This window comes from Streptomyces sp. NPDC005866 (genome assembly GCF_040629895.1).
Taxonomy (GTDB): Bacteria; Actinomycetota; Actinomycetes; order Streptomycetales; family Streptomycetaceae; genus Streptomyces.
In genome coordinates, this window is sequence record NZ_JBEXWP010000021.1 from 1 (window position 1) to 21,589 (window position 21,589).

Annotated in this window: 21 protein-coding genes and 2 pseudogenes; 13 read left to right on the forward strand and 10 right to left on the reverse strand. The window is 70.3% G+C overall.

Going from position 1 to position 21,589, the window contains the following annotated elements; translation table 11 throughout:
* Positions 1–53: 53 nt before the first annotated feature.
* Entirely contained in the window at positions 54–821 is a 768-nt protein-coding gene (locus tag ABZ396_RS27520) for an alpha/beta hydrolase (protein ID WP_358923882.1), read from the reverse strand.
* Positions 822–2,218: 1,397 nt separating this feature from the next.
* On the opposite strand from ABZ396_RS27520, the gene ABZ396_RS27525 reads away from it, so the two are divergent.
* The 7 genes from ABZ396_RS27525 (at position 2,219) to ABZ396_RS27555 (ending at position 8,817) form a co-directional block, all read left to right on the forward strand.
* Positions 2,219–2,983: a HipA family kinase gene (locus ABZ396_RS27525; protein ID WP_358923880.1), complete on the forward strand. Its 765-nt coding sequence runs from the start codon at positions 2,219–2,221 to the stop codon at positions 2,981–2,983.
* Positions 2,984–3,000: 17 nt separating this feature from the next.
* Positions 3,001–3,429 carry a DUF3037 domain-containing protein gene (locus ABZ396_RS27530; protein WP_358923891.1) on the forward strand — a complete coding sequence of 143 codons (429 nt, stop codon included), beginning with the start codon at positions 3,001–3,003 and terminating at the stop codon, positions 3,427–3,429.
* A gap of 152 nt (positions 3,430–3,581) precedes the next feature.
* Complete coding sequence (fabG, locus tag ABZ396_RS27535) at positions 3,582–4,343, forward strand: 3-oxoacyl-ACP reductase FabG (RefSeq protein WP_358923878.1); 762 nt, start codon at positions 3,582–3,584, stop codon at positions 4,341–4,343.
* Between the two features lie 32 nt (positions 4,344–4,375).
* Positions 4,376–5,146 (forward strand): SDR family oxidoreductase, encoded by a 771-nt coding sequence (locus ABZ396_RS27540; RefSeq protein WP_358923876.1) that lies wholly within the window; start codon positions 4,376–4,378, stop codon positions 5,144–5,146.
* 232 nt (positions 5,147–5,378) lie between these two features.
* The gene (locus tag ABZ396_RS27545) at positions 5,379–6,956 is read left to right on the forward strand and encodes an ABC transporter substrate-binding protein (protein ID WP_358923874.1); all 1,578 of its coding nucleotides are present in this window, start codon (positions 5,379–5,381) and stop codon (positions 6,954–6,956) included.
* Positions 6,957–7,049: 93 nt separating this feature from the next.
* Positions 7,050–7,733, forward strand: a complete 684-nt coding sequence (gene ung, locus ABZ396_RS27550; RefSeq protein ID WP_358923872.1) for a uracil-DNA glycosylase — start codon at positions 7,050–7,052, stop codon at positions 7,731–7,733.
* A gap of 553 nt (positions 7,734–8,286) precedes the next feature.
* Positions 8,287–8,817 (forward strand): hypothetical protein, encoded by a 531-nt coding sequence (locus ABZ396_RS27555; RefSeq protein ID WP_358923870.1) that lies wholly within the window; start codon positions 8,287–8,289, stop codon positions 8,815–8,817.
* Between the two features lie 339 nt (positions 8,818–9,156).
* On the opposite strand, the gene ABZ396_RS27560 is transcribed toward ABZ396_RS27555, so the two are convergent.
* Together ABZ396_RS27560 and ABZ396_RS27565 are read right to left on the reverse strand one after the other, a co-directional pair.
* Positions 9,157–9,624, reverse strand: a complete 468-nt coding sequence (locus tag ABZ396_RS27560) for a hypothetical protein (RefSeq protein ID WP_358923868.1) — start codon at positions 9,622–9,624, stop codon at positions 9,157–9,159.
* A 112-nt stretch (positions 9,625–9,736) separates the two neighbouring features.
* Positions 9,737–10,249, reverse strand: a complete 513-nt coding sequence (locus ABZ396_RS27565) for a DinB family protein (protein ID WP_358923866.1) — start codon at positions 10,247–10,249, stop codon at positions 9,737–9,739.
* A gap of 95 nt (positions 10,250–10,344) precedes the next feature.
* On the opposite strand from ABZ396_RS27565, the gene ABZ396_RS27570 reads away from it, so the two are divergent.
* A complete protein-coding gene (locus tag ABZ396_RS27570; protein ID WP_358923865.1) occupies positions 10,345–11,256 on the forward strand; it encodes a Gfo/Idh/MocA family oxidoreductase in 912 nt (303 codons plus the stop codon).
* Here ABZ396_RS27570 and lnt read toward each other — a convergent pair.
* Complete coding sequence (gene lnt / locus ABZ396_RS27575) at positions 11,174–12,748, reverse strand: apolipoprotein N-acyltransferase (RefSeq protein WP_358923863.1); 1,575 nt, start codon at positions 12,746–12,748, stop codon at positions 11,174–11,176. The genes ABZ396_RS27570 and lnt overlap by 83 nt on opposite strands.
* Before the next feature lie 74 nt (positions 12,749–12,822).
* Positions 12,823–13,305 carry a nuclear transport factor 2 family protein gene (locus tag ABZ396_RS27580; protein WP_358923862.1) on the reverse strand — a complete coding sequence of 161 codons (483 nt, stop codon included), beginning with the start codon at positions 13,303–13,305 and terminating at the stop codon, positions 12,823–12,825.
* A gap of 100 nt (positions 13,306–13,405) precedes the next feature.
* On the opposite strand from ABZ396_RS27580, the pseudogene ABZ396_RS27585 reads away from it, so the two are divergent.
* A pseudogene (locus ABZ396_RS27585) lies at positions 13,406–13,579 on the forward strand (DUF4291 family protein); the annotation flags it as partial.
* 235 nt (positions 13,580–13,814) lie between these two features.
* Here ABZ396_RS27585 and ABZ396_RS27590 read toward each other — a convergent pair.
* Together ABZ396_RS27590 and ABZ396_RS27595 are read right to left on the reverse strand one after the other, a co-directional pair.
* Positions 13,815–14,546: a phosphotransferase gene (locus ABZ396_RS27590; protein ID WP_358923861.1), complete on the reverse strand. Its 732-nt coding sequence runs from the start codon at positions 14,544–14,546 to the stop codon at positions 13,815–13,817.
* Between the two features lie 529 nt (positions 14,547–15,075).
* Entirely contained in the window at positions 15,076–16,470 is a 1,395-nt protein-coding gene (locus ABZ396_RS27595) for a vanadium-dependent haloperoxidase (protein ID WP_358923859.1), read from the reverse strand.
* A gap of 382 nt (positions 16,471–16,852) precedes the next feature.
* Between ABZ396_RS27595 and ABZ396_RS27600 the strand changes: the two are divergent.
* A pseudogene (locus ABZ396_RS27600) lies at positions 16,853–17,065 on the forward strand (DUF4291 family protein); the annotation flags it as partial.
* A gap of 32 nt (positions 17,066–17,097) precedes the next feature.
* Entirely contained in the window at positions 17,098–17,838 is a 741-nt protein-coding gene (locus ABZ396_RS27605; protein ID WP_358923857.1) for an SDR family oxidoreductase, read from the forward strand.
* 14 nt (positions 17,839–17,852) lie between these two features.
* On the opposite strand, the gene ABZ396_RS27610 is transcribed toward ABZ396_RS27605, so the two are convergent.
* On the reverse strand, positions 17,853–18,032 hold the full coding sequence (locus tag ABZ396_RS27610; protein WP_358923855.1) for a hypothetical protein: 180 nt from the start codon (positions 18,030–18,032) through the stop codon (positions 17,853–17,855).
* 402 nt (positions 18,033–18,434) lie between these two features.
* On the reverse strand, positions 18,435–19,283 hold the full coding sequence (locus tag ABZ396_RS27615; protein ID WP_358923853.1) for a helix-turn-helix transcriptional regulator: 849 nt from the start codon (positions 19,281–19,283) through the stop codon (positions 18,435–18,437).
* Positions 19,284–19,417: 134 nt separating this feature from the next.
* Here ABZ396_RS27615 and ABZ396_RS27620 point away from each other — a divergent pair, with 134 nt between their 5' ends.
* Together ABZ396_RS27620 and ABZ396_RS27625 are read left to right on the forward strand one after the other, a co-directional pair.
* The gene (locus ABZ396_RS27620) at positions 19,418–20,125 is read left to right on the forward strand and encodes an alpha/beta fold hydrolase (RefSeq protein ID WP_358923851.1); all 708 of its coding nucleotides are present in this window, start codon (positions 19,418–19,420) and stop codon (positions 20,123–20,125) included.
* Between the two features lie 49 nt (positions 20,126–20,174).
* Entirely contained in the window at positions 20,175–20,540 is a 366-nt protein-coding gene (locus ABZ396_RS27625; protein ID WP_358923849.1) for a DUF4440 domain-containing protein, read from the forward strand.
* A gap of 4 nt (positions 20,541–20,544) precedes the next feature.
* On the opposite strand, the gene ABZ396_RS27630 is transcribed toward ABZ396_RS27625, so the two are convergent.
* A complete protein-coding gene (locus tag ABZ396_RS27630) occupies positions 20,545–21,420 on the reverse strand; it encodes an undecaprenyl-diphosphate phosphatase (RefSeq protein WP_358923847.1) in 876 nt (291 codons plus the stop codon).
* Positions 21,421–21,589 lie beyond the last annotated feature (169 nt).

Genomic DNA, 21,589 nt, shown 5'->3' on the forward strand with positions numbered 1-21,589 from the left:
GCGTCGACGTAGACGTGACAGTTGCCGGTGCCGGGGCGCCGCAACCGCTCAGGTCACGCCGACGCGGTGACTGCTCCGCCGAGGTGCCGGGCGAAGAACCGGACCGCGCTGTCTGCCTCGAACCTGGGCAGCTCCTTGTGCCTGCCCGAGTTCACGTGCAACGACTTCTCATTCGAGGCGAAGGCGTCGAACAGCGCGAGACCCTCCTCGCGCGAGATGTGCTCGTCGTCCCACTGCAGGTCGAACTCGATCGGGATGGTGATCTGCTTCGCTTTCTCGCCCAGGACATCGGGCCAGTGCTGGCCGAAGACCGCGGCGGAGATCCTGGGCTCGACCGCCACGAACGGGATGCCGATCGCGGTGCCCATGTTGATGCCCCAGAAGCCGACCGGCCCGTCGGTGCCGATCTCCGGGAGCTCCTGGAGGGCGTTCAGCATCGCCCGGTACTCGGGCACGGCCAGCTCCGCCAGGTGGTCGTTGTAGCGCACGACGATCGGGCCTTCCGGCTCGCCTGCCGCCCGTGCCGCGAACAGGGCAGCGATCTCCGCCTCGTCGTGCGCCGTGCGCGGCCGGTCGCCGTGACCGGGCGCGTCGAGGACGGCGACGTGGAAGCCGCAGCCGGCCACAAGGAGCCGTGCGCGGCCGGACATCGCCGCGTGCTTCTTGTGGGTGCCGCCGCCGTGGGCCATCAGGACCAGGGGCGCGCGGTCGGCTGCGTTGGAGGCCGGCGACCAGAGGACACCGGGGACACCGCCCACGGTGAAGTCGCGCTCAAGTATGCCGTTCGACGACGACTCGGCGGTGAACTGCAGAGACTGCATGGGATGTTGCCTTTCGGGAGTGCCTTGTTGTCGAGGCGCTCCTGGCGACACCTACGTCAATCGCCCAACCGTGACGAGAGGGGGAGCACCCACATGGATACAGCGTTCATGGGTCTCACCTCCTCGGGCGGCTTCACGGTCGAGTGAAAGCTACCAGCCCGATGATCATCCCCTCAACCCTTTTCCCCGCCACGTCATCACGACTCCAGGCAGGCCCCAGGCCAACACCGCCGCCTTGGAGAACGCTTTGGTGCCATCGATGGTTTCGGTGGATCCCCGCTGCGCGATCCCGACCTGCCGCCTCTCCCGCTCAAGCCGGGTGACCGGGTGTCCTGGCAGCGTGACGACTGTTGTCGGTCTTTGCGCACATCGAGGTCCAACCCGGCTTTGAAGTCCAGGGCGTGGGATCCGCGCTCGCGGAGGCTGCCGCGTCGGCCATGGTCGAGGAAGCGAACCTCGACGTGCTACGGCCAACCGTGCCCCCAGGATGACGACGGGTATCAGATGATCCGCACCTTCCAGATCGTCACTTCTGCATCCGTAAACTCCGTGGAGATCGCGACGTTCGACAGCGGGACCCGCACCTGGAACCCTCCTGTTCAGAAACATGTGCGATCCCGAATGCTTATCCTGGGACTGTTTCCGGGAGAACGTGTCAGCGTGTCCATGGGCAGCGGTGAGGCTGAAAATCGAATTGAGTTGGATCATTCCTGAGGGGATATTTCGGACCGCCTCCAGTGCGGCGATGCTTCGCTGACCAGTCAGGGTGGCGGGGGGCCAGCCGACTACTTCGGAGGACGGTGTTGTTCGGTCCCGGGCCGTGGTGACGCACAACCGGGCGCCGCCTGGCAGGCGGGTGGCGTGCCTTCTGGGTCTCGTCCGGGTCGGTGATCGGCTCGCCGGTGACGACGACGTGGTGTCTGTAGGATTGGCAGGTCGTCATGAGCGTAGTTTTCCGCGTGCGAACTCGCGGACGGCGAGGGTCAGCGGCTGGTCGCGGTCCTGCCACTACCGTCGCTACCTGCTCCCCGTTGCCGAAGACGGGCAAGCCGCCGCGCTCGCAGGCTGCGGCATAGTGCCGCAAGGGATCATGCGTGGCCCGGTCGGTCGGGGAGACGGCCAGCTTTCCATCGTCGAGGCGCTGTGCCGGGGCCTGAGAAGCCGCCGCGTCCAGTGAGCAAGCAGGCCCCGCACAGGGTGCCGCCAAGGGTTCTCGCCCCAGAGCGCTCCTCGCCTCGGATAGCGGGGGTGTTCACGAGTGGCCCTGACGTGACTCCTCGCCCGCGATCACCCTCGGTTACTATGCTCACTTCATGCCGGAGGCCGGGGCCAAGGGGCGCACCGCCGTCGACGATGGCCGTGGATTGCAAGGTTGAAGAGACGGGTGACCTGGGGAAATGTTGAAAGAGGTCATCGCGACCCGCTACATCACGCCCCTGCGTGAGGGTGGCTCACTGCCGGGGCTCGTCGAGGCCGACGACTTCGGGACGTACGTCATGAAGTTCACCGGCGCGGGGCAGGGCCGCAAGACGCTGGTCGCCGAGGTGGTCTGCGGTGAACTCGCCCGCCGGCTCGGGTTCCGGATGCCCCGTCTGGTCACCGTCGAACTGGACGCGGTGCTGGGGCTCGGCGAACCCGAGCAGCAGGTGCAGGAGCTGCTGCGGGCCAGCGGCGGCACCAACCTCGGCATGGACTTCCTCTCCGGCGCCCTCGGCTTCGACCCGCTCGCCTTCACGGTGAGCCGCGAGGAGGCCGGACGGATCGTCTGGTTCGACGCTCTGATCAACAACGTCGACCGCTCCTGGCGCAACCCCAACCTGCTGGTGCACCGTGGCGACCTGTGGCTCATCGACCACGGCGCCACCATGATCTGGCAGCACAACTGGCCCGCCGCCGAGGCCTCCGCAGCCCGCCCGTACGACGCCGCCGACCACGCGCTGAGCGGCTTCGCTCCCGACGTCCGGGCAGCCGCCGCCGAGTTGGCACCCCGGGTCACCGAGGACCTGCTCGCCGAGGTCACCGCCGAGATCCCGGACGTCTGGCTCGCCGGGGAACCTGGCTTCGACACCCCCGACGACCTGCGACGAGCCTACGCCCGGCGGCTGCTCGACCGGGCCGCCGTCATCCATGAGCGCATCACCGGCATCAAGGGGGCCAAGTGAGCCAGACCCACATCCATATGGCCGGACATGTGACCGAGCGCCACATCACCCGGGCCGGCCAGGGCGGCGACCGGGATGTCTTCGAGTACGCCCTGCTGCGTGTCGTACCCCGCGTGGAGCGCGGCGAGTGCATCAACGCGGGCGTGATCGTCTACTGCCGGGCCAAGACGTACGTCGGCGCCCGCACCCATCTCGACGAGGCCCGGCTGCTGGCCCTGGACCCGGACGCGGACGTCGCCGGGGTGCGGGCCGCGCTGGGGGCGGTCGAGGGCGTCTGCGCGGGCGGCGAGGCGGCGGGACACGCCGCCGGCGACGACCCGGGCAGGCGCTTCCGCTGGCTCGTCGCGCCCCGCTCCACCGTCGTACAGCCGGGTCCCGTGCACACCGGGCTCACCCTCGATCCGGCCGCCGAGACGGAGCGGTTGCTGGACCTCCTGGTGAGGTAATGGATCACACCCGCGCGGTGGGACGTTGACACCGCGTGCCAGGGCTTCTAGCGTCACCTCTACTGAAGGTACTAAGCGGTCGCTCACCGCAGGGCGGGCTCCGTGAGCGGGCTCACTCGATCAGGTTCTCTCAAGGGCGAGGAGACACAGGAATGTCCACCACTGAGCAGCGGGTCGCGGTCGTCACCGGTGCCGCACGCGGTATCGGCGCCGCCACCGCCGTACGACTGGCCGCAGAGGGCCGCGCGGTCGCCGTGATCGACCTCGACGAGGCAGCCTGCAAGGACACCGTCGAGAAGATCAGCGCGGCCGGCGGCAAGGCCATCGCGGTCGGCGCGGACGTCTCCGACGAGGCCCAGGTCGCCGCCGCGATGGCGCGGGTGGTCGAGGAGCTCGGCGCCCCGACGATCCTGGTCAACAACGCCGGTGTGCTCCGCGACAACCTGCTGTTCAAGATGTCCGTGTCCGACTGGGACACCGTCCTGAACGTGCACCTGCGCGGCTCCTTCCTGATGGCCAAGGCCGTCCAGCAGCACATGGTCGAGGCCGGCTGGGGCCGGATCGTCAACCTGTCCTCCTCCTCGGCGCTCGGCAACCGCGGCCAGGCCAACTACTCCGCCGCCAAGGCCGGTCTGCAGGGCTTCACCAAGACCCTCGCCATCGAGCTCGGCAAGTTCGGCATCACCGCCAACGCCGTCGCCCCCGGCTTCATCGCCACCGAGATGACCAAGGCCACCGCCGAGCGCGTGAAGATGGGCTTCGAGGAGTTCAAGGCCGCCGCCGCCACCCAGATCCCGGTGCAGCGCGTCGGCGAGCCCGAGGACATCGCCAACGCCATCGCCTTCTTCACCGACGAGGCGGCCGGCTTTGTCTCCGGCCAGGTGCTGTACGTGGCCGGCGGACCGCTGGACTAGGAGCCGTCAGGGACTATCGAGGATCACCGAACATGACTGAACTGCCTGAGCTGCCCGAGCTGTCCGGCAAAGTCGCCATCGTCACCGGCGCCAGCCGCGGCATCGGCTATGGCGTCGCCGAGGCGCTGATCGCCCGCGGCGACCGGGTCGCCATCACCGGCCGCAACGAGGACGCCCTCAAGGAAGCCGTCGAGAGCCTCGGCTCCGAGCGGGCCATCGGCATCGCCGGCAAGGCCCACGACCTGGCCCACCAGAGCGAGGTCGTCGAGCGCACCATGGAGGCCTTCGGCCGCGTCGACTTCCTCGTCAACAACGCCGGCACCAACCCGGTGTTCGGCCCGATCGCCGACGTCGACCTGGACGTGGCCCGCAAGGTGTTCGAGACCAATGTGGTCTCGGCCCTCGGCTTCGCCCAGAAGACCTGGCACGCCTGGCAGAAGGACAACGGCGGCGCCATCGTCAACATCGCCTCCGTCGCCGGCCTGTCGGCCTCGCCGTTCATCGGCGTGTACGGCATCAGCAAGGCCGCGATGATCAACCTGACCCAGCAGCTGGCGCACGAGTTCGCGCCGGGCGTGCGGGTCAACGCGATCGCCCCCGCGGTCGTCAAGACCAAGTTCGCGCAGGCCCTCTACGAGGGCCGGGAGGCGGAGGCCGCCGAGGGCTACCCGCTCAAGCGGCTCGGCGTGCCCTCCGACATCGGTGGCACCGCCGCGTTCCTCACCTCGGGGCAGTCCGACTGGATCACCGGCCAGACCCTCGTCGTCGACGGCGGCATCTTCCTCAACGCCGGCATCGCCTGACGGCACCACAGGCTGACCGGGACGCCTCCGGGCGTCGTCTTCGTCACAGACATTTCGTCGCAGCAACGACGGAAACGACGCCCGGCCGGTCATACAAGTTCCGCACAGCAAAATGACAACGTCGTCATGGCGCATTCGATCAACGCCCGTGTTTCCAGGGTGGTTCCAGGCGGGCAACGCTGCGGTATGGTCTGCCGCCGACCCTTGGTATGGCGGATCGAGGAGCTTGCGCGTGTTCAACCGGAACCGAGGCCTGCGAAGAGTGGCCGCTGTCGCGTCCATAGCCCTGGTGGCCGGCTGCGGAGTGTTCTCCAGCGGCGGCGCGGGCGACAGCGGGCCGATCGTCGTCGGGACCACCAGCGCCCCCAGCACCCTCGACCCCGCCGGGTCCTGGGACGGCTCCTGGGAGCTGTTCCGGAACATCTACCAGACCCTGCTCGCCTACCCCGACGGCGCCACCACCCCGCAGCCCGACGCCGCCGAGAACTGCGCCTTCACGGACCCCGGCAACCGCACCTACCGCTGCGAACTGCGCTCCGGCCTGAAGTTCGCCGACGGCGACCCGCTCGACGCGCAGGCCGTCAAGTACTCCATCGACCGGATCCGGACCATCGACGCGCCCAGTGGACCCGCCGGACTGCTCGGCAGCCTCGACCGGGTGCAGGCGCTCGGTGACCGCGAGGTGGTCTTCCACCTCAACAAGGCCGACGCCACCTTCCCGTTCGTGCTCGCCACCCCGGCCATGTCGATCGTCGACCCCGACGACTACCCCGCGAAGTCCCTGCGTGAGGACAACTCGGTGCACGGCTCCGGGCCGTACGCCCTCAAGTCGTACGACGACGGCAAGCAGGCCGAACTCGTCCGAAACGACCGCTACCGGGGCTTCGCCGACCGGCAGAACGACGCGGTGACCATCCGCTACTTCCAGGACTCGGCCACCATGGTCAAAGCCCTGCGCTCCGGCGACATCGACGTCACTTACCGCGGCCTCGCCGCCTCCGACATCGTCACCCTGGAGGCGCACACCGACACCAACCTGCAACTGGTCGACGGCGCCGGCACCGACATCAGCTACCTGGTGTTCAACCCCAGGGACCCGTGGGCCAAACAGCCCGCCGTGCGCAAGGCCGTCGCCCAGATCGTCGACCGCTCGGCGATCGCCCACAACGTCTACAAGGACACCGTCGACCCGCTCTACTCCATGGTCCCGGCGGGCCTCACCGGTCACACCACCGGCTTCTTCGACGACTACGGCGACCCCAGCGCCTCCAAGGCCCGCAAGATCCTCGCCGACGCCGGCATCACCCAGAAGGTCCCGCTCACCCTCTGGTACACCACCGACCGCTACGGCTCCGAGACCGGCCGGATGTTCCAGGAGCTCAAGCAACAGCTGGACGCCTCCGGGCTGTTCACCGTCACCCTCAGAAGCCGCCCCTGGAAGACCTACGTCGTCGGCTACCAGAAGGGCGAGTACCCGGTGTTCGGGCGCGGCTGGTTCCCGGACTTCCCCGACGCCGACAACTTCATCGCTCCGTTCGTCGGCGAGCGGAACGCCCTGGGCACGCCGTACCCGTCACCCGTGATCACCGGCAAGCTGCTGCCCGAGTCGCGCACCGAGAGCGATCGCGCCGAGGTCGTCAAGGCGTTCGAGGACGCCCAGCAGATCCTCGTCAGCGACGCCCGGCTGATCCCGCTGTGGCAGGGACGGCAGTACGTCGCGGCCAGCGACGACGTCTCCGGCGGCGAGCAGGCGCTCGACCCGTCGACGATCATGATGATGTGGGAGCTGCACCGCAAGACCAGCTGGTGAACCGGCCGTCCGGCACCCGGTGTCAGTGGTCGCCTGTAGGTTCTTGGGCATCGGCAGGAACTGAAAGTGACCGCAATTCGTGAGGACGTTGACGTGACCGACACCGCCATGCTGCCCGAGTCCTGGCGCGGGGTTCTGGGTGACGAACTGCAGCAGCCCTACTTCAAGGAGCTGACCGAGTTCGTCGAGGACGAGCGGGCGAAGGGCCCCGTCTATCCGCCGCGCGAGGAGGTCTTCGCCGCGCTGGACGCGACGCCGTACGACCAGGTCAAGGTGCTGGTCCTCGGCCAGGACCCGTACCACGGCGAGGGCCAGGGCCATGGCCTGTGCTTCTCCGTCCGCCCCGGGGTGAAGACCCCGCCGTCCTTGCGGAACATCTACAAGGAGATGAAGGAGGAGCTGGGCCTCGAGGTGCCGGACAACGGCTATCTGATGCCGTGGGCCCAGCAGGGCGTGCTGCTGCTCAACGCGGTGCTCACGGTCCGGGCCGGGGAGGCCAACTCCCACAAGGGCAAGGGCTGGGAGAGGTTCACGGACGCGGTGATCCGGGCGGTCGCCGAGCGGCCCGACCCGGCGGTGTTCGTCCTCTGGGGCAACTACGCGCAGAAGAAGCTCCGGCTGATCGACGAGACCCGGCACGTGGTGGTCCAGGGCGCCCACCCGTCCCCGCTGTCCGCGAAGAAGTTCTTCGGCTCCCGCCCGTTCACCCGGATCAACGAGGCGGTCGCGGCACAGGGCCACGAGGCGATCGACTGGCGCATCCCGAACCTGGGGTGAGCATGCGGGAGGGGGGTGTGCATGCGGGGCGGCGCTGAGCAGGGCGGACCGGGGTGAGCACGCCGGAGCGGGGTGCCGGGCCGGCGGGGGCGTGGGGCTGACGGGGGCAGGGCTGCTGGGGGTGGTCCCGTGGGGTGCGGCCGATGGGTGGGCGGCGCTGACCAGGCCGGACGGGGGTGCCGGGCCGGCGGGGGGTCGGACTAGTCGGCGGGGGTCGGACTAATGGGGGCACGGGGCTGACGGGGGCTCGGACCGACGGGGCACGGGGCTGACGGGGGCTCGGACCGACGGGGGGCGGGCCCGTTGGGGGGGCGCTCCCGTGCGGTTCGGCCGGTGGTGGGCGGCGGTCCCGAATGGGCGGGCCGGTGGGCGCGGCAGTCCTTTCGGGGGTGGGGCGGTGGGTTGCCGCGGTCCCGTGTGGGGTGGGGCGCCCGCGTGCGGAGCCCGGGGCGGTGGGTGGGAACACGTCGGTCCTGGAGCGGGTCGGATGGCCCGGAGAAACCCCGGCGCCGGTTAGCGTCGTCGGAGACATCCGGACAGCTCGGAGGACGTGGTGGCGGAGCGACAGGAGCGCACGGCACCCGATGCCGTGCTCACACGGATCGGGCAGGTCGTGATGCTGCACCACGCCGGGGACCGTGAGGAGGCCCGCCGGCGCCTGCTCGGCCTGTGGGCGGAGATCGGCGAACACGGCGCACCGCTGCACCGCTGCACCGTGGCCCACTATCTGGCCGACACTCAGGACGACCCGACCGACGAACTCGCCTGGGACCTGAGGGCGTTGTCGGCGGCGGACGAGGCGGACGAGGCGGAGGAGGCGGAGGAGGCGGAGGGAGCCGCCGGGCTGCGCGGTTTCTACCCCTCGCTGTATCTGAATCTCGCCGCCGACTACGTCAAGCTCGGCCGCACCGAGGCCGCCCGCACCCATCTGCGCCGGGCCCGCGGCGCGGCCGACGCCGCCCTCGGCGACGACGGGTACGGCGACGGGGTGCGGGCCGCGATCAGCCGTTTGGAGTTGCGGCTGGGGGAGGACGACACGCCGGAGGGCGGCTCCTGGGGCCCACCGCGGCAGCGGCCGAACTAGGGCCTGTGCGAAAGTCCCGTCGTCCGCCCGGAGGGCGGGCCCCGCGGCGTCCGGTGCGTGCTCTGGGGGTCCCCCCGGCCGGAGGCTGGGGGGTGCCGGGTGCAAGCCCTCGTACTGGACGTGCTTGGGTTTGTGCCCGGTGCGGCGAGAGTGCGTGCCGGGCGTCGCGGGGCAGGCGGGACTTTCGCAACAGGCCCTGGAGCGGACCGGTCGATCACCGCCACCACGGCTGTCCCCCCCGGCGGCCCCGGGGGCCCTGACGGCCGGCGTCATGGCACCCGCGCCGGAGGTCTCCTTGCCGACCGCCGCCCCGTGCCGCACGCGTCCTGGCTCGGCGCGTCAACGCCCATACGTCTGCTCACAGATCCGTGCCTCCGGGCTGCCCGCGCGCCAGCCGCCGTACTGCCGGCCAAGGGCGCACACGTCCGGTGCCTTCGGCACGGACCGGGAGAGGTCGGGGATATCGGCCTGCGGGCCGCGGTGCGGGTGCGGGTGGGGATGCGGTTCGGCAGCGCGCGGGGCGGGGGTTCGATGGTGGGCCGGGGGAGGGGCCGCCGGGGTGTGGGCGGCGGTCGGCGTGGCCCGGTGGGCGGGACGGGGCGGGCCGACCATCTCCAGGGCCTCCTTGACCGGCGCCTGCACCACCCGGGGCTCGGCGCTGCCGTCAGGGCGGGGCACCGACGGCTGCGAGGGCGCCGTGCCGGGTGGCGGGCCGGGCGCCGCCGGACGCTGGATCGTCACGCAGCCGGATAGGGCCGAGACGGTCACGGTGACCAGAAGCGCTGCGGTGGTGGTCGTTCGATGCACCCGCGCAACTCTGCTGGGTCCGGGCGGGGGTTGGCAGCGTCGAGGCGAGTTTGGTGCCCCTCACGGGTGATCTCGTGCCCCGTACGGAGGATCGGCGGGTGCGAGACTGACGTCAGTCGCCGGTCACACCGTCGATCCGCTCCCGGATCAGGTCGGCGTGGCCGTTGTGCCGGGCGTACTCCTCGATCATGTGGGTGTGGATCCAGCGCAGGTTGATCTGCTGCCCGGTGTGGCGGTGGCGGCCCTTGGAGAGGTCGTCCAGGCCGAAGCCGGCCGCGTTGCGCCGGGCGGCCTCGATCTCGGCCTGCCAGATCGCGTACGTCTCCTGCCAGGTGTCGGCCTCGCCGAGACGGAACTCGGCGTCCGGGTCCTTGTCGCTCCAGTAGAGCGGCGGCGCCGCCTCGTCGGCGAGGACCCTGCGGTACCAGGACCGCTCCACGTCGGCCATGTGCCGCACCAGCCCCATGAGGGACAGCGGGGACGGTTCCACGGAGGCGATTCGCAGCTGGGCGTCGGTCAGGCCCGCGCATTTCATCGCGAGGGTCTGCCGGTGGAACTCCAACCAGCCCTCCAGCATGGTGCGTTCGTCGGCGTCAACGGCGGGCATATGGCGTTCGGTCGTCATGCCAGGATCCTCGCCCACCCCGCCCGATCCCACCACGGATTATCGGCCCGTATGCTTCCGCACAGGCAGACGTAGGCAACCGCTAGGGAGCGTCAGTGAAGGTCGGCTGCATCGGACTCGGCGACATCGCGCGAAAGGCGTATCTGCCGGTGCTGAGCGCGCAGCCGGGCCTCGAACTCCATCTCCAGACCCGCACCCCCGCCACCCTCGCCGAGGTGGCCGACAGCCTCCACCTGCCCGCCGGCCGCCGGCACGTGACCCTCGACGACCTCCTCGCCCAGGATCTCGACGCCGCCTTCGTGCACGCGTCCACGGTCGCCCACCCCGAGATCGTCACCCGGCTTCTGGAGGCGGGCGTACCGACGTACGTCGACAAGCCCCTCGCCTACCGGCTCGCCGACTCCGAGCGGCTGGTGACGCTCGCCGAGGCGCGCAACGTGTCGCTGTGCGTCGGCTTCAACCGCCGCCACGCCCCCGGCTACGTCCAGTGTGCCGACCACCCGCGTGAGCTGATCCTGATGCAGAAGAACCGGATCGGGCTGCCCGAGGAACCCCGCACGATGATCCTCGACGACTTCATCCATGTCGTCGACACCCTCCGCTTCCTCGCCCCCGGCCCGGTCGACGACGTCACCGTCCGTGCCCGCGTCGCCGACGGCCTGCTGCACCACGTGGTCCTGCAACTGTCCGGGGACGGCTTCACCGCGCTCGGGATGATGAACCGGCTCAGCGGCTCGGCGGAGGAGATCCTCGAGGTCTCCGGGCAGGACACCAAGCGACAGGTCCTCAACCTCGCCGAGGTGATCGACCACAAGGGGCAGCCGACGGTCCGGCGGCGCGGCGACTGGGTGCCGGTCGCCCGGCAGCGCGGCATCGAACAGGCCGTGCTCGCCTTCATCGACGCCGTCCGCGCCGGCAAGGTGCTCAGCGCCCGGGACGCACTGGCGACTCATGAACTGTGCGAGCAGGTCGTACGAGCGGTTCAGCGGGGCCCCGGCGCAGCCTGACCGCCCGCAGCCCCTCGGTCAGGCAGAAGCCGGCCAGCACCACCAGCGCGCCGTCCACCGCCCAGTCGCCGTACCGCACGAACGGTGTGACACCGCGGGCGATCGGCACCTCGTACACCTCCGCCCTGCTGGCGTCCGTGCCCAGCCAGGGGCCCAGCCGCTCCCCGCCCGGGCCGTAGACCGCGGAGACGCCGGTCAGCGTGGCGTGGATCATGGTGCGGCCGGTCTCTGCGGCCCGCAGGGCGGCCAGCGAGGCGTGCTGTTCGGGGGCCCAGCTGTGCTGGAACGACGAGGTCGAAGTCTGGCCTATCAGCACCTCGGCGCCGTCCTGCGCGAGATGCCGGCTCATGTCGGGGAACGCGGTCTCGAAGCAGACCATCGGGCCGACCCGCAGCCCCTGGCCGACGTTCATCACCACCTGCTCGGTGCCGCGGCGCCGGTCCTCGCCGGCCGCCTTGCCGACCGAGGTGGCCCAGCCGAGCATCGAGCGGGCCGGTATGTACTCGCCGAACGGGACCAGCCGCATCTTGTCGTACCGGTCCCCGGTCGGGCCGTCCGCGCCCACCAGGAGGGAGCTCTTGTAGATGCCGGGCCGGTCGGAGCGCCGGGCGTCGACATTGACCAGGATGTCCGCGCCGGTCTCCCGGGAGAGGGCTGCGATCCGCCGGGCGAGATCGGGCCGGTCACCGAGGTCGTACCCGACGCTGCTCTCGCCCCAGACGATCAGGTCGGGACGCTGTCCGGCCAGTTGCCGGGTCAACTGCTCCTCGCGGGCGAAGCGCCGGTCACCGCTGTCGGTGCCGTCGACGATGCCCGGCTGTACGACGGCGATGCGGACCTGGCCGTCGACGTCCGGGCGCGGTGACCACAACCAGGCGGCGGAGGTCGCGGCGGCCGCGGCCACCAGCGAGGCCACCGCCGGCACCCGCGCCTCGCGCACGGAGACGAGCACGGTGAGAGCCACGTTGACGGCCACGACCAGGAAGCTCAGCAGCCACACCCCGCCTACGGAGGCCAGCCGCAGCGCGGGCGTCACCTGCCACTGGGTGGCCCCGAGCATGCCCCACGGGCCGCCCAGCCCCTGCCAGGACCGCACCAGCTCCACCAGCAGCCAGCCCGACGGAAGCAGCAGCACCGCGGCCGCGGCCCGCCCCGGTGATGGCGTCCCGCCCAGCAGCCGGCGTGTCAGCCGGCCCCAGGGCGCCCAGAGCACGCTCAGCAGCCCGGCTATCAGGAAGATGAAGACGTGCAGGCTCGGCAGCAGCCAGTGGTGCACGGCGACCATGAACCCGAACCCGCCGCACCAGCCGTCGTACGCCGCCCGCCGCCCGGTGGGCGCCGAGCGCGCGAGCAGCAGCCAGGGGACCAGCGCGACATAGGCGAACCACCACAGCGCCGGCGCCGGAAAGGCCAGTACCGGCAGCGCTCCCGCTAGCGCCGCTACGCAGGAACGCCGCCACGGGGAGGTGAGCCAGCGCTCGACGGTCCTCATGCATCGCCTCCTGCCTGCGGGTCCGTCCAGTGTGCGGGACCGGTGGGGATCTCCGACAGGGGGCATGGGCGGGGTCAGTCCGGCACAGCCGCGGCGCGCTGGTCGCTCATCCTGCGCCACTTCTCCTCGACCGCCACCTGGCGCAGCCGCCAGCCGTCCCGGGTGCGCAGGAACGCGAAGGCGTAGCGGCCGCCGCACACGAAGTGCGGGGCGGTGGAGGCGCTGTCGCCGGCGAAGCGCATGGGGTTGATGTAGTCGGCCTGAAGGTGGGCGGTGTCCCCGGTGTCGTGCTCCAGGATCCCGAACCGCACCTGGCGGTTGACGAACAGATGCTGCCGCATCGAGAACAGCGCCAGGCTCTCCGAGAGCCACCCGGCCACCTGCCCGGCGTCCCCCTCGATCCCTCCGGCCGACCGGTAGTCGGCCCGTCCGTCCGCGGTGAACAGTCCGCGGTACGCCGTCCAGTCTCCGTCGTCGACGGCCACCGCGTAGTCGGTGACCAGTCCGTCCACGGCCAGCCGGTCCATCACGGTCGCGAGCTCCACGCGCTGCGTCATCGGATCAGTGTTGGGCACGGGGCGGCCACAGCCAAGGGGTGCGGGCGATATGTGGGAGATATTCGTGGTGTTCGAATAGGGTGCCCCTGACCCTGGTCGTGTGAACCACCGGTCAGTCGAACAAAAACCCAAGTTCCGCATCCGGGCGCGCCATGCGGAATCCACCGTCACCGTGTAACAGGTCTACCGCCCCGGGATCGGCGGGCCGCCGGCCAGGACGGGGCGTTTTCCGGCCACCTGGAAGCGGGACCGGATGACCTGGGTCATCAAGCCGCGTTGACAGACCTCTTTCGTCGTCGGCGATGAACGCCGCAGACGAGTGAGTCTGGTGAGTGTCACAGTGTGGCAATCGTCCACGCTGAGGATCCAGCTGCCATCCAATGCTCGGACCACGCAGCTTGAACACTGATCGAGCCAGAATTCGGGATCCAGCACGCGTCGGATCGTAGAAGGCTGTCCGGCCCCCCGGGAAGGAACCTGCGAACTGGCTGCGGCCGTTGCCCACGCGCTCACTGTACTGAGCGTTCCAATGCCCCCCGATTATCGGAAACCCACTGATAGGCCGACTGAACTTGCCGAACCGCCCCAGCGTCACGGAGCTGGGTCATGGCGACGTCACCCGCATCGGCCTGGTTCTCGATGCCCCGCCAGCACCGGTCCTGCCACCACAGGATCGTGGACACGAGACGTTGCCGGGCCGACAGCCCGTAGCTGTCAACGATCAGCCTCATGCGCCGAGCCGTCTTCTCGACGTCGGTGACCGAAGGGCCCAGATCGAGGTACTGCCAGCAGACATGAGCGATGTCGTGGATCCGCTCGCCTGGTGCCGCAAGGTCCCAGTCGATGAATGCCGTGGGACGAAGCTCGCCACTGCACAGCTGATAGACCGTGTTCTTGGGCGACAGGTCGTTGTGACACACGACCTGTTGATCTCCGGCCAGCGGGGTGCCGGCCGTCAGGTCATGGAACTCACGCACGAGCCGGGCGACCGTCACCAGACTCTCGTCCGATGACACAGCAGCAGGTTGTCGCGGCTCCCATGCCACGTGGCCATCGACGTAACTGAGGACTTCACGGCCCTCGTCGTCCACACCGAGATACCGCGGAGCACCAGCCCAGCCACTGGCTTCAAGCAGCCTCAGCAGATCACCCACGAACTTCGCCGAGGCTGGACGGCGCACCGTGTCCCCGACACGAACGACCGCATTGACGAAACCTCCGGGCAAGGACGACTCAGGCATCCGTCCACCCTGCCTGATCGCTACCTCTAACGCTCATGACCTGTCCCGACGCTTGATCCGCTCCCGAAGACAACTCCGCCAGATGATCTACTCCGCAGACTGCCGCCCACGACCAGCGCGAGCACCGCGACAGACGAGCACACCAGCCCTTTGACCTGCGACGCCAAGTTGGCTGGGGCTCCGTGATCAGCTCTGACAGCTGATCAGATGCACTCTGGTCTGCTGCCAAGTTGCAGCAAGGTCTACGAGCGAGGCTCGACCTGGGTCATCAAGCCGCGTTCAAAGCCCTTTCCTGGAGTGGCTGCGTCCGCTGGGCTGCCGGGCGCGCCGCACCAGTTCGAGTCGTAGTCCCCAAGCAGCCACTCCGGGTCGCCCGAGTCGCACTTGCCGCGGAGGACGCGCTCCAGTCCCCGCTCGGTCTCTGTCAGAAGTGGCCGACCCCTGCAAGGGAAAGGCCTACCCGCTGGTCCAGTGCTCAAGGCAGGTTCGGAAGCCCGGCTCGACGCCGGGTCCTCTTCGGACCTGTGGTTCAGTCGGTGTAGTCGCCGCACCTGGGATCGGCGAGCCTGTCCTGCCGAGCCGTTCGTGTCGGCGGGGACGGCTGGGTGCCGTCCTTGGCGACCGGCTGGAAGTAGTGGTCCAGCGCCCAGGCGGCCACGTGGGTGCCGGCCCGGCAGCCGGCTGCGTCCGCCGTGCGGGAGTGGACGCCGCCCCACACACGGGCGTCGACGACGTCCCGGTTGAGGTCGTCGGAGGACCCGTAGAAGCGCGTGGTACCGGTGACCTCGGAGGGGACGTAGAGGTCGATGTGCGAGGTGCCGAGGACGCCGGTCAGGGCGCGTGTAACGGCAGCGGTGACGGTCGTGTGGCCGGCGACGTAGTCCGGGTGTGGAGGGGTGAGGAGCAGCGGCTCCCAGGCCGGGTCTGCCGTCGTCGCGGGGTTGCCGTCGGTGTCGGCGAGGCGGATGGCGGTGATCGGCCGCCAGGAGCCGTAGTGGAGCTTGGTGTCCCATGCGGTGACGACGGCGTCGGTCGCCGACGCGTTCACCGCGGCGAACAGTCGGGCCGTCTCGGCGATGCCGAGCCTGTGCCGGGCGGCGTGGTCTCGTACGGCTGTCTGGACCTGTTCGACCAGGTTGCCGCTGAAGAAGAGGGCGGTCTCGGTCTGCTGCGCGCTCCTGCCCGAGCCGGTCTTCCCGCCCATCGCCTTCAACTCCTGGACATCCTCTGCGTAAGCGGCCGAGGAGATGGCGGGTGGTCCGCCGGGGCGGAACTGCTGCGGGGAGGCGAGCAGGAGCGGGCGAAGCCTGGCGAGCCAGGTGTCGATGAAGGGCTGGAACGCGGGCGGGGTGGGCCGCCAGACCCCCGGTGCCGGGGAAGCGGTGAAAGGAACGTCCGTGAACCTTCCGTCCCCTTCCCGGAGTTCGATGATGCGGGCGGCGGCGCGCCTTCCGTAGTCCGCGCCCCGGTCTCTGGCCTGCCCGGCCGGAAGAGCGGCGAGCGAGTCCGCGTAGGCGGTGTCGAGCCGCTCCTTGAAGGCAGGGAAGTAGGTGAGCAGCACGTCGTGGGCCGCGGTGGCGGCGGCCGCCGCGGAGGATGCCTTGGCCGGACCGCGCTCGCGCCATTTGTACAGGGCGTAGCCGCCTTCGATCCCCACCACGGCGTTGTACACGGCGACGGAAACGAACCCCTCCCAGATCGCTACCTGCCCGGAGGGGCGTGGGCCGAGGCTGGTTTTGATCGTGTCGGTGGCGATGGCGTTCCACTCGCGGACCATGGCCGCCGGATCCGCCGCGGTCCGGGTGTCCGCGTCGGGGGGACTTGTCGCGGCGGTGAGCGTCAGGAGGGCGATGGCCGCGACGGCGCAGCTGAATCCCCGGACACGTGAACGCGGAGGACCGGGAAGAGGGGGCTCTTGATACACAGCGTCCTCCGTAGAGTCGAGTGCCCAAGGCTTAGCAACGGCCCACTGCGTGAGCAAGACAACTCGCCGCGAACCGGGCAGTCCTAGGGCGCCCGCGAACGCCTCACCGCCCGCTACGAGGAGATCACCGCCGGACGAACCCTGCACCCGACCCGGGCCCCGGCGAACCGCGCTGCAAGGGGCAGGGGAGCGAACCTGCTCGCCCGCCTCGACACCGAACGCCACCAGGTGCTCCCGTTCGCCTTCGACTGGCGGATGCCCTTCGACAGCAACAGCGAACAGGCCGTCCGGATGGCCAAGATCCAGCAGAAGGCCACCTGGCGGCGCCGGTCGAGCGATCACGCTTGGTCGGGCAGCAGGATCACGTGGTTCGTGGAACTGACTGCCTCATCGGTCGCTCCAGTTGGGCCTCTCGGATGAGGCGGCGGCCCGGTACGCCGACGAGTGGATCGTCGGTATCGCGGGCGTGACGCCGCTCGCGGCGGAGATCCATGGGCTGGTGCAGGCCGGCGAACTCGAACGGGCGGCTGTGCTGTTGCCCGAGGAGCGGTCGTATCCGGTGGCCGACGAGGTGCTCGTGCATCTGCGGTCGTAAGATCGCCGTCTCGTCGGTCTCAGGAGGCTCGTATGACACGTCCCGTCACGGTTGTCACCGGTGGGAGCCGGGGGATCGGTGCCGCGACCTGTCTGCGGCTTGCGGCTGATGGGCATGATCTCGTGATCGGTTACGTCCGGGACGCGGGCGCCGCCGAGGCGGTCGCGGCGGGGGTGCGGAAAGTCGGGGCGCGCTGTGCCGTCGTAGCGGTGGACACGGCCGTGGAAGCGGATGTGGAGCGGCTGTTCGACACGGCGGAACGGGAACTGGGGGCCGTCACCGGGCTGGTCAACAACGCCGCCGTCACCGGGCCGTTGGGGCGGCTGACGGATGTGGAGAGCGCCGATCTGCGGCGGGTTGTCGAGGTCAATCTGCTGGGTACGCTGCTGTGTTCACGGCGGGCGGCCCGGCTGATGGCGGAGCGGGGTAGTGGAGCGATCGTGAACGTTTCCTCGGCGGCGGCCACGCTCGGCAGTCCCGGCGAGTACGTCCACTACGCGGCGACGAAGGCGGCCGTCGACGCCCTGACCGTGGGCCTCGCCAAGGAGCTCGGACCGGACGGGGTGCGGGTCAACGCGGTCGCCCCCGGAGTCGTCGAGACCGAGATGCACACGGCGATGGGCGAGCCCGGCCGGGCCCAACGAATCGGCGCCGCAGTGCCGTTGGGACGGCCCGGCCGGCCGGAGGAGATCGCCGCCGCCGTCGCCTGGCTGCTGTCGCCGGAGGCCTCCTACACGACGGGCGCGGTGCTGCGGGTCTCCGGCGGGCGCTGAACCCGGGCGCCGGGTCAGGCCGCCTCGATGATCCGCGCGCGGATCGCCTCGGCCCACTCGACCACCAACAGCTCGTACTCCGCCCGCTCCTGTGCCGACAGCGTTCCGCCCGCACGCAGCCACAGCGCCCGGATGTGCTCGTTGACCTCGGCAGCAGACCGCACGGAAGCAGGGGTTCGGGAATCGGGGGACATACCGAACAGCGTAGGGGCAAGAACTGACCGTGCGCCACCGGGCGGCTACGCAGACCGTATGGGGTTGGTCACGGGCGATGCGGCGGGCGGGGCGCCACCCCTTGGCATTTGCCGGGCGGGTGGTCGCGACACGGATAGGGCTGTACGCCCCTGCCCTGGACTTCCCCCTCGCCGGAGCCGGTGCGGTGGCCCCAAAGCCCTTGAAAGCGGGGGGCTCTGGGGGTTGGCCGAGATGAGCCGCCCAACCGGGCCCACACCGAGGTCATCGCCGGGCGCTCGCGCCGGGGGCGGCCGGCCCTGCGCTCGCGCCGTCGGCGTGGTTTCCGCCCTCGCGCCATGGTCATCGCCCCCCGCGCACACTGTGGGCGGTGCCCTCGCCTACGCCGCGGGCGGTTCCCTCGCTCAACCGTCGGCGTCGCCCGCGCTCACCCCGGTGGTCGTCGCCGAGGCGAGCAGCGCCAGTTTCTCGGCGCTGTCGGTGCCCGGGTCCGGGTGGTAGACGACGAGGGTCTGGCCGGTCGTGCCGCTGACGCCCAGACGCTCGCGGTTCAGCCGCAGGCGGCCGACCTGGGGATGGTCGATGTGCTTGGGCGCGCCCTCGCAGGCGGCCACGTCGTGGCGGGCCCAGAGCCGGCCGAAGTGGGGACTCGCGACGGAGAGTTCGCCGACGAGGTCGATGACGCGGGGGTCGTCCGCGTCGGCCCCGACGGACCGGCGGAAACCGGCGATCATGCCGGCGCCCGCGTTCTCCCAGTCGAGGTGGAGGGCCTGCTCGGCCGGGTCGAGGAAGGTGTCCCGCAGCCGGTTGGCACCGACCGTGAGACGCGGTGACAGCGCGGTCGCCAGGGCGTTCACGGCGAGGACGTCGAAGTAGCGGCCCTCGACGAGCGCGGGGAGCGGGAGGGCGGCGACCAGCTGCGCGATGCCGGGCGGAACCGTCTCCCTGCGCCGGCGGCGCAGGGGTCGGCGGGGCTTTCCGGCGCCGAGGCTCAGCAGATAGGCCGTCGCGGCCTCGTCGAGACGCAGCACGCGGGCGAGGGACTCCAGGACCTGTGCGGAGGGGTTGCGGTCGCGGCCCTGTTCCAGGCGCAGGTAGTAGTCGGCGCTGATGCCGGCCAGCATCGCCACCTCCTCCCGGCGCAGGCCAGGCACCCGCCGTACCCCCAGTACGGGGATGCCGACCTGCTCGGGCGTGACGAGCTCGCGGCGGGCACGTACGTACGCGCCCAGCAGGTTCGGTTCGTCGGTCATCCCGCCACCGTAATACGGGCCGTCGCGCCCGTGCCTGGTCCTGTCACCCCCAGGATCAGCGGGGCTCTGCCCCGGCCGGAGCCGGGGCGGAAGTGTGATCCGTGACCTTCATGAGCACAGTGAGGAGCGAGACCATGTCGACGTATCTGCTGGTGCACGGCGCCTGGCACAGCGGAGAGTGCTGGCAGCGGGTGGTCCCGCTGCTGACGGCGGCCGGACACCGGGTGTTCGCGCCGTCGCTGACCGGGCATGGCGAGAAAGCGCATCTGCTCGGCCCCGACGTCGGCCTCGACACACACGTCGACGACGTCGTCAGGCTGATCACGGACGAGGACCTCAGCGAGGTCGTACTCGTCGGACACAGCTACGCGGGACTGGTCATCTCGTCCATCGCCAACCAGGTCCCCGACCGTGTCAAGCACTTGGTGTATCTGGACGCGATGCTCCCGGAGCACGGAGAGAGCGCCGCCGACGTCCAGCCCGTGACCCGGACCTTGATCGACCGTGCCCTGGCCTCCGACAGCGGCTGGCGGGTTCCGCCGCTGCCCGAACTGCCGCCACCGCACGGCCTGTTCGGGGTTACGGATCCGGCGGACCTGGCCTGGCTGCGCACGATGCTGACCGATCAGTCGGTGCGCTGCTTCCAGCAGCCGGTCCGGCTGGACAACCCGGCCGTACGCACGATCCCCCGGACCCACATCCACTGCGTGGCCAACGTAGCGGAAGGCATCGTCCGCCGTCCGGTCCCCGCGACGGAGCAGCTGTGGCGACTGCCCACCGGCCATGACTGCATGATCACCATGCCGGTGGAACTCACGGAGCTCCTGCTCAAGCTCCGCTGATCCCGGGGCGCGGCTGCGCCCGGGAGGTGTGAGGTCGTACCCTCCCCGCATGACGGACGAGGACGCACGCGCGGTGCAGGCGGCCATCGACGGGGAGTTGCGGCTTCTCGATCCCGAGGTGCGCGCTTCCCCGGACCTCGTCCTGGAGCTTCTCGACCCGGAGTTCACCGAGATCGGAGCGTCCGGCCGCCGCTGGGACGCGGTGTCGATCCTCACGGTGACGAGCGGCGGATCGGTGTCCCCCGCGTCGCCGGTCCAGGTGAGCGAGATGTCCGGGACCGTGCTCGCTCCGGGCGTCGTACACCTGACGTACTTCGGGGACAACCAGGGACGCCGGGTCTGGCGCAGCTCCGTGTGGCGGCTGACGGAGACCGGCTGGCGGATGTACTTCCACCAGGGCACGCCGGCCGCCTGAGGCGCTAACCCGCCGACTCCGCAGCGTGCGGGCTCAGCATGCCCGCCGAGACCAGGGCGATGATCACGATGCCGAGGGCGATGCGGTACCAGACGAACGGCATGAAGCTCTTGTTGGAGATCCATTTCATGAACCACGCGATGACCGCGTATCCGGAGGCGAACGCGATCACCGTCGCGAACAGCGTGGGCCCCCAGGCCACATGGCCCCCGCTTACCGAGTCCTTGACCTCGAAGGCGCCGGAGGCCAGCACGGCCGGGATCGCCAGGAGGAAGGAGTAGCGGGCCGCCGCCTCGCGCCTGTAGCCCATGAACAGGCCGCCGCTGATGGTGGCGCCGGAGCGGGAGACGCCGGGGATCAGGGCGCAGGCTTGGCAGAGGCCGTAGATCAGGCCGTCCTTCACGCTCAGGTTCTCCAGCGTCTTGCGCTGCTTCGGCGCGCGGTGCCGGCCGCCCGTCTCGTCGCGGGCGGCGAGCCGGTCGGCGATGCCGATGACGACGCCTACGACGATGAGCATGGTCGCCGTGATGCGCAGATCGCGGAACGGGCCCTCGATCTGGTCCTTGAGCGTCACACCCAGCACGCCGATCGGTATGGAGCCGACGATCACCAGCCAGCCCATCTGGGCGTCGTGGTTCCGCCGCATCGCCTTGTCGAACAGCGACCGGGACCAGGCCGAGATGATCCGCCCGATGTCCTTGCGGAAGTAGATCAGCACCGCGGTCTCCGTGCCGATCTGGGTGATCGCCGTGAAGGCCGCGCCCGGGTCCTTCCAGCCGGAGAAGGCCGCGGTCAGCCGCAGATGCGCGCTGGAGGAGACGGGCAGGAACTCGGTCAGCCCCTGGACGAGTCCGAGAATCAGCGATTCGAACCAAGACATGAAGGTACGGCGTCCCAGGGGTGAGAGAGTGGCTGGCGGGCGCGCGGGCGCGCGTGATCATGCGTGTGCAACGGCAGCGTAGCGGGCGGGAACGACAGTGCGGACACAGGGGTTCGGCGGGCGGACGGGCGTGAGGGGGTGTTGACCGGCTGAGGCACCGCCGCTTACG